Annotated in this window: 12 protein-coding genes; 6 read left to right on the top strand and 6 right to left on the bottom strand. The window is 32.5% G+C overall.

The window, feature by feature from the left end; all coding sequences use genetic code 11:
- Positions 1-78: 78 nt before the first annotated feature.
- Together ACWNT5_RS16955 and ACWNT5_RS16950 are read left to right on the top strand one after the other, a co-directional pair.
- Entirely contained in the window at positions 79-2,025 is a 1,947-nt protein-coding gene (locus tag ACWNT5_RS16955; protein ID WP_299602055.1) for a polysaccharide lyase family 7 protein, read from the top strand.
- 285 nt (positions 2,026-2,310) lie between these two features.
- Entirely contained in the window at positions 2,311-3,669 is a 1,359-nt protein-coding gene (locus ACWNT5_RS16950) for an RICIN domain-containing protein (protein WP_299602052.1), read from the top strand.
- Positions 3,670-3,750: 81 nt separating this feature from the next.
- On the opposite strand, the gene ACWNT5_RS16945 is transcribed toward ACWNT5_RS16950, so the two are convergent.
- A complete protein-coding gene (locus tag ACWNT5_RS16945; RefSeq protein ID WP_299896051.1) occupies positions 3,751-4,302 on the bottom strand; it encodes a hypothetical protein in 552 nt (183 codons plus the stop codon).
- Between the two features lie 215 nt (positions 4,303-4,517).
- On the opposite strand from ACWNT5_RS16945, the gene ychF reads away from it, so the two are divergent.
- The 3 genes from ychF to ACWNT5_RS16930 all read left to right on the top strand — a co-directional run bounded on the left by ychF (position 4,518) and on the right by ACWNT5_RS16930 (position 8,975).
- A complete protein-coding gene (gene ychF, locus ACWNT5_RS16940) occupies positions 4,518-5,612 on the top strand; it encodes a redox-regulated ATPase YchF (RefSeq protein WP_299602046.1) in 1,095 nt (364 codons plus the stop codon).
- 127 nt (positions 5,613-5,739) lie between these two features.
- Entirely contained in the window at positions 5,740-6,639 is a 900-nt protein-coding gene (locus ACWNT5_RS16935; RefSeq protein ID WP_456518016.1) for a DMT family transporter, read from the top strand.
- Between the two features lie 146 nt (positions 6,640-6,785).
- Positions 6,786-8,975, top strand: coding sequence for a response regulator (locus ACWNT5_RS16930; protein ID WP_456518015.1), 2,190 nt, complete (start codon positions 6,786-6,788; stop codon positions 8,973-8,975).
- A gap of 62 nt (positions 8,976-9,037) precedes the next feature.
- Here ACWNT5_RS16930 and ACWNT5_RS16925 read toward each other — a convergent pair whose 3' ends face one another.
- Together ACWNT5_RS16925 and ACWNT5_RS16920 are read right to left on the bottom strand one after the other, a co-directional pair.
- Positions 9,038-11,479, bottom strand: a complete 2,442-nt coding sequence (locus ACWNT5_RS16925) for a prolyl oligopeptidase family serine peptidase (RefSeq protein ID WP_456518014.1) — start codon at positions 11,477-11,479, stop codon at positions 9,038-9,040.
- Between the two features lie 95 nt (positions 11,480-11,574).
- Positions 11,575-12,339: an alpha/beta fold hydrolase gene (locus ACWNT5_RS16920; protein ID WP_456518013.1), complete on the bottom strand. Its 765-nt coding sequence runs from the start codon at positions 12,337-12,339 to the stop codon at positions 11,575-11,577.
- 127 nt (positions 12,340-12,466) lie between these two features.
- On the opposite strand from ACWNT5_RS16920, the gene ACWNT5_RS16915 reads away from it, so the two are divergent.
- The gene (locus ACWNT5_RS16915) at positions 12,467-14,344 is read left to right on the top strand and encodes a M61 family metallopeptidase (RefSeq protein WP_456518012.1); all 1,878 of its coding nucleotides are present in this window, start codon (positions 12,467-12,469) and stop codon (positions 14,342-14,344) included.
- Between the two features lie 55 nt (positions 14,345-14,399).
- Here ACWNT5_RS16915 and ACWNT5_RS16910 read toward each other — a convergent pair whose 3' ends face one another.
- From ACWNT5_RS16910 to ACWNT5_RS16900, 3 genes are all read right to left on the bottom strand, one after another.
- The gene (locus ACWNT5_RS16910; protein WP_456518011.1) at positions 14,400-16,124 is read right to left on the bottom strand and encodes a phytoene desaturase family protein; all 1,725 of its coding nucleotides are present in this window, start codon (positions 16,122-16,124) and stop codon (positions 14,400-14,402) included.
- Between the two features lie 135 nt (positions 16,125-16,259).
- The gene (locus ACWNT5_RS16905; RefSeq protein ID WP_299602028.1) at positions 16,260-16,718 is read right to left on the bottom strand and encodes an SRPBCC domain-containing protein; all 459 of its coding nucleotides are present in this window, start codon (positions 16,716-16,718) and stop codon (positions 16,260-16,262) included.
- A complete protein-coding gene (locus ACWNT5_RS16900; RefSeq protein ID WP_299602025.1) occupies positions 16,711-17,040 on the bottom strand; it encodes an ArsR/SmtB family transcription factor in 330 nt (109 codons plus the stop codon). The genes ACWNT5_RS16905 and ACWNT5_RS16900 overlap by 8 nt, the downstream gene beginning before the upstream one ends.
- Between the last annotated feature and the right edge of the window lie 164 nt (positions 17,041-17,204).

Raw genomic sequence — 17,204 nt, 5'->3', positions numbered from 1 at the left:
CCAATTATACTATTGGATAACCAATTTATTTTTATTTATAATTTAAAAACGTAAACATTTTAAAAACAATCATTTACAATGAAACTAACATTTATTATTAGAAAAAGGTCTCTTTTTTCGTTATTTATTGCAATATTATTTTTTCCAATAGTAAGCTGTACAAATGAAGAATTTGACAGCGAGCTACTAGAAACTATTAAGGGTGATTCGGAAATTAAGGTTTCCATACCAATTCAAAACCCTGGATTCGAACTTGGAGAAGTTAATTGGGGAGATTCTGAAAATTATGCTATCTCAAGTGATAGAAATTCAGGTATAAAATCTGGAAAAGTAACGAGTTCATCTGGCAAAATAGAACAAACGGTTGATGTAAGTCAAAATACAGACTATATCCTTAAAGCTTGGGTTAACGGAGATGGCAAACTTTCTGTAGGTGGACAATCAATTGATTTTGATACAAACGATTTTGAAGAGATTGCTATTAACTTTAACAGTGGTAGTAATTCTTCAGTGACTATATTAGGAATAAGAAATAGTGGAGATGTCCGTTTTGATGATTTTACACTTAAAAGTACTTTGATAGATGGGCCAGTAGCTACAGGTCAGATAGTACCAATTAGTATTTCTGCCAATGGAAATCAAATTGGATATGGACCAGAAAATACGGTTGATGGTATCGTTGAAAATACGGAATCAAGATGGTCATCCAATGGGTATAAAGGTAAATATATTACTTATGATTTAGGTGCTATTAAAACAGTATCAAGTTTAAAAATAGCTTGGTTTAAAGGAGATGAAAGAGAAGCATATTTTCAAATTAGAGTGGGTAATTCTACATCTTCTTTACAAACTGTATATAATGCAAAAACTACGGGAAGTAGTGGGACAACAGAAGGGTTAGAAACTTTTGATTTTGATGATGTTGACGCTAGATACGTAAGAATATCTAGTTTTGGTAATTCTAAAAATAGCTGGAATAGTATTATTGAAACGGAAATTTATGGAAAAGAAGAGGACGGAAACGATGATACAATTCCTCCCGGACCAGTATCGGAGTTAAATGCGGTAGCTAGAAATGGTTCTGTAGTTTTAAATTGGAATAATCCTCAAGATTCTGATTTCAATAGTGTACGAATTACTTATGATGGTGGTGAGGTAATTTCTTTTGGAGAAAGTGCTACGATTAATAACTTGAGTAACGGCACTTCTTATTCATTTACTGTAGTCGCGGTAGATAATTCTGGTAATGTTTCTGCCAGTAAAGTTATAAATGCAACACCGCAAGGTCCACCACCAGGAGGCTCAGCAGCTAGTATTATCGGACCAGGATGGAAATTAAATGGATTTTCTGGTTTTCTAGCAATTGGTAGTAGTGATAATGGATTGGATTATGCAGATAATGCAAGTAAAAATGAAAGTCACTTTTTCTTTGAGAAAGATGGATATGCAGCATTTAGGTGTTATCCAGGGAATCCAACATCTGGAGGATCTAGTAACCCACGATCTGAGTTAAGAGAAGTGATAAACGGTGGAGATGGTTATTGGAACGGGAATACAAATACTGAGCATTCTATGAAGTGGAGATTTAAAGTAGAAAATTTACCGCCTTCTGGGAAATTAGCTTTTGGTCAAATCCATGAAAGAGACGATTTTTATGATGATGTTATACGAGTTCAAGTGCAAGGAGATGCAGGACAGAGTTCAGGAGAAGTGGATTTGAGAATACTTGGATATGTAACAGAAAAAGTTGAGGATCGTGAAGGAAGAACAATTGATTTTGATATGCGTTTGGATATTGAGTATTATTTTGAACTAACCATGAGTAATGGAGTTGTTACTTTATATAACCTAGATAATAATGGAAATCGAATTGAAGAGTTATTTCAATCTATAGATATCGGTAATGCTAATGAAAACTATTTTAAAGCTGGTTGTTATTTACAATCTACAAGTAGTAGTCATGATGGGTCTAGCGATTACGGTCAGGTATTGGTCAAAGATTTATTAGTATCACCAGATAACTAATTTTATTTATGGTGCTCTTTCCCTTTTTTGTTGATTGTTTTAATCTTACGCGATAAGTGCGGCAATATGATATTATGTTTTTTGCTTCGCAAAATATGTATATATGGTATTTATTTAGTTAATATTTTAGCAATACTTAAAATAAGTTATATATTTTTTTACGAAATCGTTTGAGTTGGTATAATTATTCGTTAATATTGCAATAACTAAATTGGTTGACCAATTATTTTTTTTGGGTAACCAAAATTTTAACACAAATTCTATCAACAATTCAAAACAATCATTATGAAAACATTTTGTGAAAAAAGGGAAGTGTATCATTTACACTATTTGTTTAGATCTTTACTAGTTGTTATGCTAGTGTTAACAGGAGTTTCTTGCGAGAATGAGGAATTCATTGATGCTGATGATTCACTTATCAAAGATGAGGAATTAGATACCAAAGCTACTCCAGTAGTAGGGAAGATTTATACAATCAAAAACTTGAATAATGGACGCACTCTTGATATTGCTGGAAAAAGCAATAACAATGGCGCGAATCTACAGGTTTGGGGAACAGATGCTAATACTTCTGGAACTCACAGACAATGGGAGATACTATCAGTTGGCAATGGTTATGTAAGATTCAAAGGTGTAGATAGCGGTAAATCATTAGAAGTTGCAGGAGGAAGTAATTCTAATGGAGCTAACGTGCAACAATGGGCTTATCAAGGAACAACGCATCAACAATGGCAAATTATTTCTGTAGGAAATGGATATTTTAGAATTAAAAGTAGAGATAGTGGAAAAAGCTTAAGAGTTACTGGTAGTTCTAATGGTAGTAATGTAGATCAGTATGCATATAACGGATCAAATAATCAGAAATGGTTTTTTACGGAAGTTGGAGGTACAATAGATCCACCGCCACCACCTCCTCCAGGAAATACAGCAGCAGCAATTATTGGAAATGGATGGAAGCTTAATGGTTTTAGTGGTAATCTAAATGTAGGAAGCAACGATAATGGATTGAATTATGCAGATAATGCCAGTAAAGCAGAAAGTCATTTCTTTTTTGAGAAGGATGGATTTGCAGCTTTTAGATGTTATCCTGGTAATCCAACATCTGGAGGATCTTCTAATCCAAGATCAGAACTTAGAGAAGTCATAAATGGAGGAGACAATTATTGGAATGGTAATACAAATACAGAACATTCTATGAAATGGAGATTTAAAATAGAAGATTTACCACCGTCTGGTAAATTAGCTTTTGGTCAGATTCACGAACGTGATGATTTCTATGATGATGTAATTAGGGTTCAGGTACAAGGAAGTTCTGGACAAAATTCTGGGTCAGTGGATTTAAGAATTTTGGGATATGTAACCGAAGAGATTGAAGGAAGCGGAAGAACTATCAATTTTAATATGCAGATGGATACTGAGTATTATTTCGAGTTAACTATGAGGAATGGTGTGGTTAGGCTGTACAATTTAAATAACAATGGTAATAGAATAGAGGAACTATTTGAATCTGTTGATATTGGAAATGCTAATGAAAATTATTTTAAAGCAGGTTGTTATTTGCAATCTACTAGTAGTAGTCATGAAAGTTCTAATGTATATGGTCAAGTACTAATTAGAGACTTGGTTGTATCTCCTGATAACTAAGGTAAAGATTAAGACTAAAAAAAAGATCGTCTAAATATTAATTTAGGCGATCTTTTTATATTTATGATTTCTGAAAAATATTTATTTCAGTTTATAGCTTGTAGATACAATAGAATCGGATGCAGAATCATAAGTCTCTAAAATCAGGTTTTTCGCATCGTCAAAATGCCCTAAACAATTATTGTCTTTTGCAAAATTCACCAAATAATAACCGTTAGATAAGGGACGAGCTTTCAACATTTTTTCTCCGTTTTCGTCAATTATTGTAAAGATGTAACCAGAACCATTTGGAATACTACTATATAATTTCTCAGAGGATGTCTTACCCGCATTTTTTATCGAAACGGTCTGAGGAGAATATACAGCAGTTCTATTTGTATCCTCATCTTCTTCATCTGGATTCAATTTTAGTTCACTCTTTTTAGTAATTATCTGTTGCTCGGTAATAACTTTTTCTTCTCCATTAGCACCTTTTATACGTATCGTTTTTGTGACAATTTCTTCAGAAGAGTTTTCTTTGGGTTTAGTTTCTGCAGTTTCTTCTTTTTTCTCCTTTTTATCTTCAGATTGTGTGTATCCAATAAAAACTGAAAATAAAAGTATCAATAATGTTACTTTCTTATATACTTTCATAGGTTAATCATTTAGTGAGTTAAAAATACAAAAAGTTCAAAACTTTTGATTACCGTATTTTTATTAAAAATTTCGCTTTGGCGTTAGTAGCTATTATTTGACGATTATTTTGTGAGAATCTATTTCTTTAGTATTTGTTTACTATGCTTTAATACCATTATCTTTGCACACTTAAAAATTTGAACAAATACTTTTGTTCCTAGATAACGAAAAATATGAAAGCAGGAATAGTTGGATTACCTAACGTTGGGAAATCAACACTTTTTAATTGTTTGTCTAATGCAAAAGCACAAAGTGCTAATTTCCCTTTTTGTACTATAGAACCTAATATTGGAGTTGTAAATGTACCAGATCCAAGACTAAAAAAGCTTGAAGAGCTGGTTAATCCGGAAAAAGTGATACCAGCTACTGTAGAGATTGTAGATATTGCTGGATTGGTAAAAGGGGCAAGTAAAGGTGAAGGTCTAGGGAATCAGTTTTTAGGAAACATCAGAGAAACGGATGCTATAATTCACGTACTTCGTTGTTTTGATAATGATAATATTGTACACGTTGATGGTTCAATAGATCCTATAAGAGATAAAGAAACTATAGATATAGAGTTACAACTAAAGGACTTAGAAACTTTAGAAAAGAAATTAGATAAAATAAAACGTGCTGCAAAAACAGGTAATAAAGAGGCACAAAAGGAAGAATCTGTTCTTTTAGCATTAAAAGAAGGTTTAGAAGAAGGTAAATCTGTACGAGCTGTAGATGTTTCTGAAGATGATCATCTGGCGTATGTAAAACCTTTACAGTTTATAACTGATAAACCAGTATTATATGTTTGTAATGTTGATGAAGGAGCTGCAGTAGAGGGGAATGATCACGTAAAACGTGTAAAAGAAGCAGTGGCTTCTGAAAATGCTGAAGTAATTATTCTCGCAGTAGGAACAGAAGCGGATATCACAGAACTCGAAGATTACGAAGAAAGACAAATGTTTCTTCAAGATATGGGATTAGAAGAGCCTGGATCTTCTGTTTTAATTAGAGCAGCGTATAAATTACTAAATCAACAGACTTATTTTACTGCAGGTGTTAAAGAAGTAAGAGCTTGGACAATTCCAATAGGAGCTACTGCACCTCAAGCGGCAGGAGTAATTCATACTGATTTCGAAAAAGGATTTATTCGTGCTGAAGTAATTAAATACGAAGATTATGTATCTTTTGGTAGCGAAGCTAAGGTAAAAGAGGCTGGAAAATTAGGGATAGAAGGTAAAGGATATGTGGTAAACGATGGAGATGTTATGCATTTTCTATTTAATGTATAGTTACATACTAAAACAAACAAAATAACCTTAATGAACCTCTTAGAAATTCTAAGAGGTTTTTTGTTGGACATCGTAATTCTATAAATCACTTTTAGAATTTAAAAACTATTGATTCTAATATTGCACCATGCAAAAATCTCAACAAGTTTCTATTGGTATCATCCTAGCAGTAATTGGAGTAGTACTTTTTTCCGCGAAAGCGGTAATGGTAAAAATGGCGTATAAATATCAGATTAGTTCAGAACATCTATTATTGTTTAGAATGTCTTTTTCTTTGCCTATTTATTTTGCAATAGCTGTATTCTCAAAAACCAATAATCCAGAGAAAATAAAAAAGTCAGATTATATATGGATTTTATTTTTTGGTTTTGTAGGCTATTATTTAGCGAGTTATTTTGACTTTTTAGGATTACAATATATCAAAGCGGGTTTAGAGCGTATTATTTTATTTATATATCCAACATTAGTATTGTTGATATCAAGAATTTTTCTAAAACAGAAAATTTCTAAAAGACAATTGGTAGCTATTGGAATTACTTATGTTGGTGTTATTATTACATTCTGGCAGGAACTTCAATTGGATACTCCTAATATTCATTTAGGGGTTTTTCTTATTTTTTTAAGTGCATTAACATATGCTATATATCTTGTTGGGAGTGGTTGGTTGATACCTAAATTTGGTGTTGTAGTTTTTACTTCATACGCAATGATTGTTTCATCATTTTGTATTATAATCCAATACCTGCTTTTTGATAGGGGAGATGTTACCAGTTATCCAGGAGAAGTATATGTTTTAGGTATTTTTATGGCATTTTTTGCTACCGTTGTGCCTTCATATCTTATTTCGGCGGCAATTAGTCGCTTAGGAGCATCGAATGTTGCTATTATAGGAAGTTTAGGTCCTGTTTCTACAATTTTACTTGCATTTTTTATATTGGATGAGAACCTTTCTATATTACAGATTTTAGGTGCTACAATTGTAATTTTTGGAATTTATTTTACAACAGAAAAAGCAAAAAGCTCCTAGTCATTATGAATTTATTTTTAATCTTAACAGCACAAAATCACTAAACTTTATTCTTTTTTTAGTAAATTAACAAAGAAGAACGATCGTTTCTTTAAGTGCATCGGGAATATGTGGAGAAGCAATCATTTATCAAAAACTAACTAATTTTGAGGGGAAGGTCATTATTTTTTATCCTTTTATGGACTATTCCATGGTTCTCGTATTGTCAGGAAGAATCGAAATTTCCTGTTAATGATAGTTTACAATTTCTAATAGATACATCCAATAATTTAACTTTTGAGTATAAAGTCAAAGAATCGCTCGAGTACGCGATAAAAGCTGCTAATTATGCTCATGAATTAAATAATGATCACTATAAATCTGAAGCCTACTATCTTATGGCTTACAATTATCAAATAATTGTGGATTATAAAAATGCTGAAGAATATTATAGAAAGTCGTTGCATTACGCCGAAAAAGCAGGTGATTCATTGTTGATTCTATGGAATAATAATGGATTGGGAAATGTTTTTTCAGATGGTTATAAAGATTTAGAGGCATCATTGGTGTATTATGATAAAGCTACTGATTTAGGTAAGCGATTAAATAAACCTGAAGAGTATATGACTCCCATCATTAATTTAGCTTGGACTTATGTGGATGCTAAAGAATTTGAAAAAGCTATTCCTTATATCGAAGAAGCAAATAAATTAGTAGTGGAAAATCGTGATATCGAAGGGTATTGTGAAGTGTATTATCTTAAAGGTAGGCTAGCTTTAAGTCAGAATGACTTTGAAAAGTCTGAAAAATTTTTCCAAGAAGCACTCAATATAGCAGAAAGGCATAATATGCTATTGGAAGAATCCTATATATATGAAGCTAGAGCAGAGATGTATGCTAAAAAAGGTGAATTAGGTAAAGCCTATGAAGATATCAAACGGTTTCAAGAATATAGAGATAAAGTTTACAATAAAGAAAAACTTAAACAAATAGAAATCGCAAGAGTAAGTTTTAATGTAGATGAATATGAAAGACAATTACAAATAGCGAAAACAGAGAAAGAATATCAATCTCAACTTGCTAAGAACAATAGAACTCTTAATATTATTGCTGTTATTGGATTGATCTTTTTATTTGGGACTGCATTTTTCTTTTACGTTAGTTATAGGTCTAAGAAAAATTTAAGTGATGTATTAAAAGATAAAAATGTACAACTTATAGAAGCTAAGGCAGAGGCTGAAAAACTTACTCAAGTAAAATCACAGTTTATTTCTACAGTAAGTCATGAGTTAAGAACACCATTATACGGTGTGGTTGGTATCACCTCATTATTATTAGAAGATAAAGATGTTTTAGATAGGCATAAAAAGTTATTAGGTTCTTTAAAGTTTTCGGGAGATTATCTTCTAAATCTAATTAACAACGTACTTCAAATAAGTAAAATAGAATCTAATAAAGTAAAATTAGCTAAGACACCTACCAATCTTTTCAAACTATCACAAAACCTACTCAATTCATTTGAATATCAAGCAAAAAGTAAAGGTAATGAACTTATTTTAGAAGTACCTAACGAACTTCCAGAGTCCTTAAATGTAGATTCTTTGAGGTTATCTGAGATTTTGATAAACCTCATTGGTAATGCCTCGAAATTTACTGAAAATGGGAAGATTTGGTTACGTATTATTTTATTAAGTAAGAAAGAAAACTCGATTCATATCAGATATGAAGTAGAAGATAACGGTGTGGGTATTCCAGATGATAAAAAGGACTTTGTTTTTGAGAAATTTTCACAGGTAGATCGGGAATCTAATAATGTAGAAGGCACTGGACTTGGGCTATCTATTGTAAAAAACCTTTTGGAAATGATGGATAGTAGCGTACATCTAGAAAGCAATGAAGGAAGAGGTACAAAGTTTTATTTTGATCTTACTCTAGAAATTTTAGAAGAAGGAGAGGAGCTTGCTAATAATGAAATGAACAATGGAAAAGCCAAAGTGTACCGTAGAATATTGGTTGCAGAAGATAATAAGATTAATCAAATAGTTACTAAAAACTTATTAAGTCTTATTGGATATGATTGTGTCATTGTAGAAAATGGCTTTAATGCCATTCAAATGGTAAAGAAAGAAGATTTTGATTTAATACTTATGGATTTAAATATGCCTTACTTAAATGGTTCTGAGGCTACCAAACGAATACGAGAATTTGATCAGAAAACTCCTATCATCGCACTTACTGCTGCAGAATTAGGAGAAGTAAAAGATGACTGTTTAGAAATAGGTATGAATGATTTAATTAATAAACCTCTTAATAAAAATGATTTAAGAGATATTATTGTTAAAAATCTATTACCTTAAAAAAACACCTACAGTAAGAGTAAAAAAAACGCCAGATGTATTTCTGGCGTTTTACTTTTATATTAATTAGTTCCTTCGGAAACTTTTTCTTTTCTGTTTTTTACATATTTCTCCAACCATTGATCTTGTTCCCATAGAAGATGTAGGATAGATTCTTTAGCTCTATATCCATGACTTTCTTTAGGAAGCATAATCAATCTGGCGGTAGCACCTAAACCTTTTAAGGCATTAAAGTATCGTTCGCTTTGTAGCGGATATGTTCCAGAATTGTTATCAGCTTTTCCGTGTATTAATAGTAAAGGAGTCTTCATTTTATCAGCATGCATAAAAGGAGACATAGTATAATATACTTCTGGTGCTTCCCAGTAACTTCTTTCTTCACTTTGGAATCCAAAAGGGGTTAGTGTTCTATTGTATGCTCCACTTCTGGCGATACCTGCTGCAAAGAGATTGGAATGTGATAATAGATTAGCAGTCATAAACGCACCATAAGAATGTCCTCCTACAGCAACACGGTTTCTATCGATAAGTCCTAAATCATCTACAGCATCTATAGCAGCTTTCGCATTAGCTACTAATTGTTTTCTAAAGGAATCATTAGGTTCTTCATCGCCTTCTCCTACAATTGGGAAAGAAGCATCATCTAATACTACATAACCTCTTGTAACCCAATATATCATAGATCCCCAAAATGGATAGGTAAATTCATTAGGATTGGAAGTAGATTGAGATGCACTTTTTTTGTCTTTAAATTCTTCTGGATATGCCCATAGAATCATCGGTAACTTTTCCTTTTTAGTTTTATCATATCCTACAGGAAGATATAAGGTTCCGGATAACTCTAATCCATCATCTCTTTTGTATTTAATTACTTCTTTATGTACACCTTGTAACGCAGCAAAAGGATTTGCAAAGTTGGTGATTTGTTTTAATTTATCTTTAGAATTTATATTTCTGATATAAAAGTTAGGGTACTCACTTGGGGATTCTATGCCTACAAGAAAATCTCCTTTATCTAGATTAGTGGCGAAATAAATATTCTCTACCTTATCAGTGTAGGTTGATTTATAAACTCTCTCTGTGTCGTTGCTTTTTAAGTTTAACTTATCAATGAAAGGAAATTGTCCTTCTTTACTAAAGCCATCTCCCATTAGATATACATTTCCTTTTGTAATATCTATTACAGACCGACCAAATTCATTTCTAGAGGTTACAAAGTTTCCTGGATCATTATACCTGTCCTGATAGTTTCTGTCATGAATAATTTGTGGTTTTACAGATGGTTTGTTAGGATCAAAAACATAGGTTTTCGTATTTCTTGTATTCCACCAATAGTCATAGGCGAAAGCAATATTTTTATCATTACTCCATTGTATTCCACTGTAACGATTGATCGTCTTTAAAATAGATTTTGGTTTTCCTTCAAAAGGAGCGTCTTGTTCAAAAACTTCATCTCTAAAGGCTACTTTAACCTCAGGATCTCCTTTATCCAAGGCTTCTGCCCAAACAAGTGTAGCTGGTTTGTCTGCTCTCCAACTCATGGATCTTTTTCCCATTCGAGTAGCCATAAAGCCCTTTGGTCTTACTTCGTCAATAGGAACCTCATTTATTATCTTAAAAGGCTCACCAGAGCTTTTATAAATTGTTGTTTTTTGAGGAAAACGATAATAAGGCACTAAATAAGAAAAAGGTTTTTCTATTTGAGTAACCATTACGTAATTACCATCTGGCGAAAACGAGAAATTTCTTATCATACCAATTGTAGACCAAGACGTTTTGGTCCCATCAAGGTTTACCTTAAATATTTCTGAAGTGGCCAATTGCTCAAAATTATACTCGTCATTTGGATTTTTTAATAAATCCTGATATGTTCTGTTTTGAGCTTTCGTTCCTTCACTAACAGAGATTGTAGGTCCTGCTGGAATTGCTTCATCTACATTAATTAATGCTTTTTTATTTTTAGATAAAAATTTAACCAGTAAAGCAGAATTGTCCTTAAACCACCTAAATGGAGATCCCATATTGGCATTAAGGGTTGCATCTGTTAATTTCGTTGCTTTATTAGTTTTAATATCTACTAACCATAATTCTACACCATCTAAAGTTGTATGTGTAAAAGCGACTTTTGTGTAGTCTGGAGACCAAGAAAGGTTTGATAATCTCAGATTTTTAAGAAGACCGCTAACTTGTATAGGTTCACCATCTATTCTCTTTAATTTAATGTTATTGGAATAGTTGGCACGACTAGAAATATTAGTTTTCGGATTAATTCGTAATCCAGCTAACCTCATTTCTTTTTCTGATAGCTCGGCGATGGTTTTATATCCATCACGATACAAGAAAATTAGTTGTTCTCCTTTTTCATCTATACGAATAGAAGGAGCAAGTGGTACATCCACTAAATCTAAAATCTCTTTTACTGGTTTTTGGTATTCTAAATTTTCTTGGGCATGAAGTACTGAACCAATAAACAGCACCATTAAAAATGATTTGATGAATTTCATAAGTTTACGATGTTTGTATGATAAATCAAAAATAAAATTTTAATTGGGGAAACATGTATAACTATGAATAATTCTAGACTATTTCTGCTCCGAATTTATAAATTTAGGACAAAGTCAACCGTTTTTTCAATAACCATGTTTGGTGCTTCCTTATGTGGTGTATGACCTATATTGGGAATGATAAGAGATATGGATATTCCTTGCGTTTTTGTAATGATACTCGTTACCTGATCTAAAGTTCCATATTCATCTTTTTCTCCTTGAATTATAAGAGAAGGACAGGTAATATGTTTTAAGTAGTCTTCTATATTCCAGTTAGCGAAGGTAGGAGAGAGCCAGGTTTCTGCCCACATACTAAAGACCGCACCCGTATTTGAACCGTGATATTTGGTTAGTTTTTCTCTAAGGTTTGTGGTATCGTAAGCAAGTTTAGCTTCTCTTATTCCATCTAACGTTTCTTTTTCTACAAATACATGAGCGCCTTCGGTGATAATACCAGATATTCTATCTGGATATAATGATGCAGCTAATAAAGCAATGCTTCCTCCATCACTATGACCAAATAGAATTATTTTATTGAGTTTTAAATGATCAATAAGTTGTATTAAAATATCCGCTTCTTTTTTTAAATAGTCTTGGTCTCTTTTATTTTCTGAAAACGGATCTGACTTGCCATATCCCTGACGATCATAAGAGAGTACATTATAATCAGTTCTTTTTTTGATTTTTTCAGGAAAATCTCTCCATAGTTCTATACATCCTAATGAATCGTGTAAGAATATTATGGTTGGTTTGGAAGTGTCTAAAGTTTCTGGATTGCAAGAAAGCCTTATACGATGTGTATTGATAAAAATGTCCAAATGCAAAATTTGTAAGTAAATAATGATCAAAAATAGGTTAAAGTCTATACAAATTATATATTTTGCAAGATCAAAGTTGTAACACCTCATTATTTTTGGCGTTTACCATAATAAATATTTAAAATACATGAAAAAAGTACTAGTTGCGGTCTCTACCAGTTTATTGTTAGTAGGATGCGGTTCTATGAATACATCGAAAGATGTAGCTTCAAAAACACCTATAATTGCGAAAGTTGATCTTACCGAAGTTACCGATGATAAAGTTCCAATGACTATTAATCCAGGTCGCTTTACGCAAGATACAATAAACTATTTTTTACCTAAAGTAGTGCAGGGAACATATGCTGTTAGTGATTTTGGAAAGTTTATCGATAATTTCAGAGCTTTAGATTATAATGGAGCGGAATTATCAACTAATAAGATTGATGATAATACTTGGCAAATTGCTAATGCTACACAATTAGATAAAATTGTGTATTTGGTAAACGATACTTATGATATTGAAAACACAGGTGTTGGTACTCCTTTCTCGCCATCAGGTACTAATATAGAATCTGATAATTTTGTATTGAATTTACATGGGTTTATCGGTTACTTTGATGTATTGAAGAATAATCAATATGCTATAGAAGTAAAAGCTCCGTCCGATATGCAAAGGACTTCTGCATTACCGAATGTAGGTACAGAAAAAAGTGAAGACGGATCTATTACTACAGATAAGTATTTTGCGTCTCGGTATTTTGAAGTTACAGACAATCCAATGATGTATGGTAAATTAGATGTAGAAGAATTTGAAGTAGGAGGGATTAAAATTGTTTTAAGTGTATATTCTCCAAATAAAACATACTCGGCAGCAGGCATAAAGGAAACTGTTTTTAAAATGATGGAAGCCCAAAAGAAATATTTGGGAGATATTGATAGTACACCTAGGTATGATATCTATTTGTATTTAGCTTCACAATCTCAATCTGCTCCTACAGGCTTTGGAGCGTTAGAGCACCATACTTCTACCGTAGTAGTGTTACCAGAGGCTATTCCTGAGGATGCTTTGGCATCTGCTATGATTGATGTGGTGTCTCATGAGTTTTTTCATATCGTAACTCCCTTAAGTGTACATTCCGAAGATGTTCATTATTTTGATTACAACAATCCTACTTTTTCTAAGCACTTATGGATGTATGAAGGAGTCACAGAATATTTCGCAAGTGTTTTTCAGGTAAATCAAGATCTTGTTTCTGAAGAGGAGTTTTACACGAAAATGATGGGTAAAATAGATTCTGCAAGTTTGTTTGATGATGCTATGAGTTTTACTGAAATGAGTGAAAACATATTGAATGAGCCTTATGCTAAGAACTATGCGAATGTATATGAAAAAGGAGCTTTAATAGGAATGTGTATTGATATTCTCATGCGTGAAGAAAGTGATGGAAATCGTGGAATCTTATCTCTTATGAAAGAACTTTCTTTAAAGTATGGTAAAAATAAACCGTTTGAAGATGACAAAATTATTGATGAAATAGTAGCGATGACTTATCCGTCTATAGAAAAGTTTTTAACCACCCATGTTATAGGAAAAACTCCTATTAACTATAATGAGTTTTTTGAGAAAGTAGGACTTTCTATGGGAGTTAAGGATATCGAGACGGATTATGTAAGAAATGGCAATAATATTATTGTAGGTGGAGATCAGGATAAAGGGACTATATTTTTTACAGAGGATGTCGCAGAAAATAGTTTCTGGGCTACAAATGGAGTGAAACCGTTTGATGTTATAAAAGAGGTAAACGGAACTGCCTTAACATTAATAAATGCGAATTCTGTATTGCAAAATACACTACAATGGAAAGTGGGTGATGATGTAGAAGTAAAATTGGATAGAGGAGGCGAGGAAATTTTAATAAAGACAAAATTAACAAAGTCTTATACTAAAGGAAAAGCATTAAGTAGTCTTGAAAACCCAACAGAAAAACAATTAAAGCTTAGAGAAGCTTGGTTAAAAGGATAATAAAAAAGCGGGTCAATAAATAGGACCCGCTTTTTCTTTTCTATTTGCTAGTATGCTAAGAAAAACCATCAACACCAGCTGCCAAGCGATCTCGTTTCACTTTTATCTTTTTTAGTATCCATTCTGGATATTGAGAATCGTCTTCGGCTTCGTATATTTTTATTTCCTGTGATTCATCAGGGGTCAAAAGGTCATCTTGTCTACATTTTAATATTTTTGCGGCAGTTTCAACACCAGAGTACCCAGCTCCAGCTACCCCATGTGATAAAACACTCGCACCACATAAATATAAATTTTCTATTTCGCTTTTAGCTTTATAAGAAAATGGGCCTATTTGCCAAAAGCTCTTTTCCGTTCCATAAACACAACCATTAGTAGAGTTTATATAGTATTCATTCGTAATAGGAGTTCCTAATTCTTTCTGTACGATCGTCTCTCGTACCCCAGGAATTACCGTTTCTAAAGTGCGAATCATCTTTTCTGTTAATTGAGCTTTAAAATTCAGATATGCTTTAGATCGTCTACGATCTTCATTTTTGAACTCGTTAAATGATTCGTGATTGATATAGGTAATAGCTTCAATAGTATGATAGCGTCCATCAAAACTAATAGGATCTTTTAATGTAGTGCAACTGATAAACATACCTGGGAAAGTATCTCCTTCTAATATGTTTATTTTTTGTGTATCCTCAAATAAAGTATCTAAATCTTCATGCTGCATTAACCAGATATTCCCAGAGTCTAAACCAGCTTTACGAACATCCATATCAACGGTTAGAAATAACATTAGCGAAGTACAGGAATACTTAGTTTTACCAAGACGTTTATTCAGTTTTTTGCTAATATTTTCCTTTCCAATCAAGTCTATAAATGTCTTTTGTGGATCGGCATTAGAAATTACTTGCTTCGCGAATATTTTTTCTCCACTTTCTAATTGTACTCCAATAGCTCTTTTTTTTCTATTGCCTTCTAATAAAATTTTAGAAACCTTTTTACTTGTTTGGATGTTACCATTATGTTTTTTTAAAGCTTTGGTCATTGCTTTTACCAATGCACCACCACCACCTACAGGATAGTAGCCTCCACTAGAATAATGCCCCATTACAGCAGCGTGTAATGGAAAGCTTGCTCTCGATGGAGGTAATCCGTGATCACCAATTTGTATATTAAGCACCGCCTTTAATAGAGGGTTTTTGATGTGTTTGTTAATTACTTTGCGTAAACTAAAAACACTATATTTCCCCATGTTTTTTGTCCTAAAAGGAATAGTGAGATGTTGCCAGAATCCTTTTACTTTAGGGATTAGTTGTAGTTCGTAGCTCACATCGCTTACTAATTTAAGATAAGAAGCAATTCCCTTTTGTTCTTCTGGAAACTGTTCGGATAATACTTCTTTTATATTATCATAACCTGCGGGCATATCAATACGATGCTTGCCGATCCAACAATGTTCATAAGCTTCGGGATTCATTCTAAAGAAAGAGACATCGTTTGCTATACCTAATCCCCCATATAAATCACTTGTGGATTCACCTTTGTTTAATAATCCTACATAGTGTACGCCAGGCGTAAACCTATATCCATTAAGATAAAAACTATGACACCATCCACCAGGAACATCATGTTGTTCTAGAACTAAAACTTTTTGACCAGCACGAGCTAAACAAATAGCAGATGCTAGACCACCAGCACCAGATCCAATAATTATTGTGTCGTATTGTTTTGGATCATTTTCGTTAGATTTCATCACTTCACCGTCTTTATCAATAGATTTAATCACCTTGATTATGTATTTAGTTTTCCAGCATTTTTTGTTAAAGGTATCGTTTTTTTAGTTTAGTAAAGAATTATAATAGAAAGTATGCAAGATTTGCTAGTAGTCTATCGTAGAAATGTTATGGTATATTGGTTATAGTTAAGCTTTATCAGAAGCTTCTACAAATACTTTCAATCTATCAAATACTGATCCCCAACCATTCATGAAGCCCATTTTTTCTTGTTGTAAGCAATATTCTTCTGTCTTATGAACTACATTAAATGTAAAATTTGTTTTTTCTCCATCCTTTTCGAACAGTGCTTGTAACTCTACATCTTCTGTCATAGGTTTAAAATCAGCAGAAGAAATTATTTTCTCATGTGTTATAATTTCTTTATAGATACCTTCAGATATAAACTCACTACCATCTGGCATTTCCATAGTGTACTTCCAGGTACCATGTACTTTAAAGTTGTGTTCTATGACTTTTGTTTTCATACCCTTTGGTCCCCACCATTGAGCAATATGTTCAGAATTGGTCCATGCTTCCCAGACAAGTTCAATAGGAGCGTTAAAAGTTCTTTTTAATGATAATGTACGTTTGTTTAAATCACTCATTGTTTTTGGTATTAGATTGTAGTTTATATAAATAGTCTTCAAAAGAGTCTAATCTGTCCTCCCATAAGTTTTTGTATTGTTCTATCCATAAGAATGCTGGTAATAAATTTTGTGGTTGTATAAGGCAGTAACGTTCTCTTCCTTTTTTGGAAATGGATATGATACCGCATTCTTCCAGTATTTTTAGATGTTTAGAAATGGCAGGGCGACTTACATCAAATTTTTCCGCAATAGCATTTACGGATAAAGTTTGATTTGCTAGAATAGAAATGATATTTCTTCTAATGGGATCTGCTATTGCCTGAAAAACGTCTCTTCTCATTTAAAATGTAACTGAATGGTTACAAATTTAATTGTAACCGTTTGGTTACGCAAATTTTTAACAGAGTTTTTAAAGTTTATAATTAGGTATAAGAATTATTGATTGTGATGTTGTTTAAATATATGGAAAATCTATACAATATAGAACTGTAAATGGCTAACTTT

This window comes from Aquimarina sp. 433, from assembly GCF_054054605.1.
This window is presented reverse-complemented; position numbering and strand designations above follow the sequence as displayed.

Excerpts from the sequence above, each read along its gene's own strand:
- ACWNT5_RS16955 (WP_299602055.1), top strand. The coding sequence starts at position 79 with ATGAAACTAACATTTATTATTAGAAAAAGGTCTCTTTTTTCGTTATTT.
- ACWNT5_RS16900 (WP_299602025.1), bottom strand. The coding sequence starts at position 17,040 with ATGAGAAGAGACGTTTTTCAGGCAATAGCAGATCCCATTAGAAGAAAT.
- ychF (WP_299602046.1), top strand. The coding sequence starts at position 4,518 with ATGAAAGCAGGAATAGTTGGATTACCTAACGTTGGGAAATCAACACTT.
- ACWNT5_RS16925 (WP_456518014.1), bottom strand. The coding sequence starts at position 11,479 with ATGAAATTCATCAAATCATTTTTAATGGTGCTGTTTATTGGTTCAGTA.
- ACWNT5_RS16935 (WP_456518016.1), top strand. The coding sequence starts at position 5,740 with ATGCAAAAATCTCAACAAGTTTCTATTGGTATCATCCTAGCAGTAATT.
- ACWNT5_RS16915 (WP_456518012.1), top strand. The coding sequence starts at position 12,467 with ATGAAAAAAGTACTAGTTGCGGTCTCTACCAGTTTATTGTTAGTAGGA.
- ACWNT5_RS16945 (WP_299896051.1), bottom strand. The coding sequence starts at position 4,302 with ATGAAAGTATATAAGAAAGTAACATTATTGATACTTTTATTTTCAGTT.
- ACWNT5_RS16905 (WP_299602028.1), bottom strand. The coding sequence starts at position 16,718 with ATGAGTGATTTAAACAAACGTACATTATCATTAAAAAGAACTTTTAAC.
- ACWNT5_RS16950 (WP_299602052.1), top strand. The coding sequence starts at position 2,311 with ATGAAAACATTTTGTGAAAAAAGGGAAGTGTATCATTTACACTATTTG.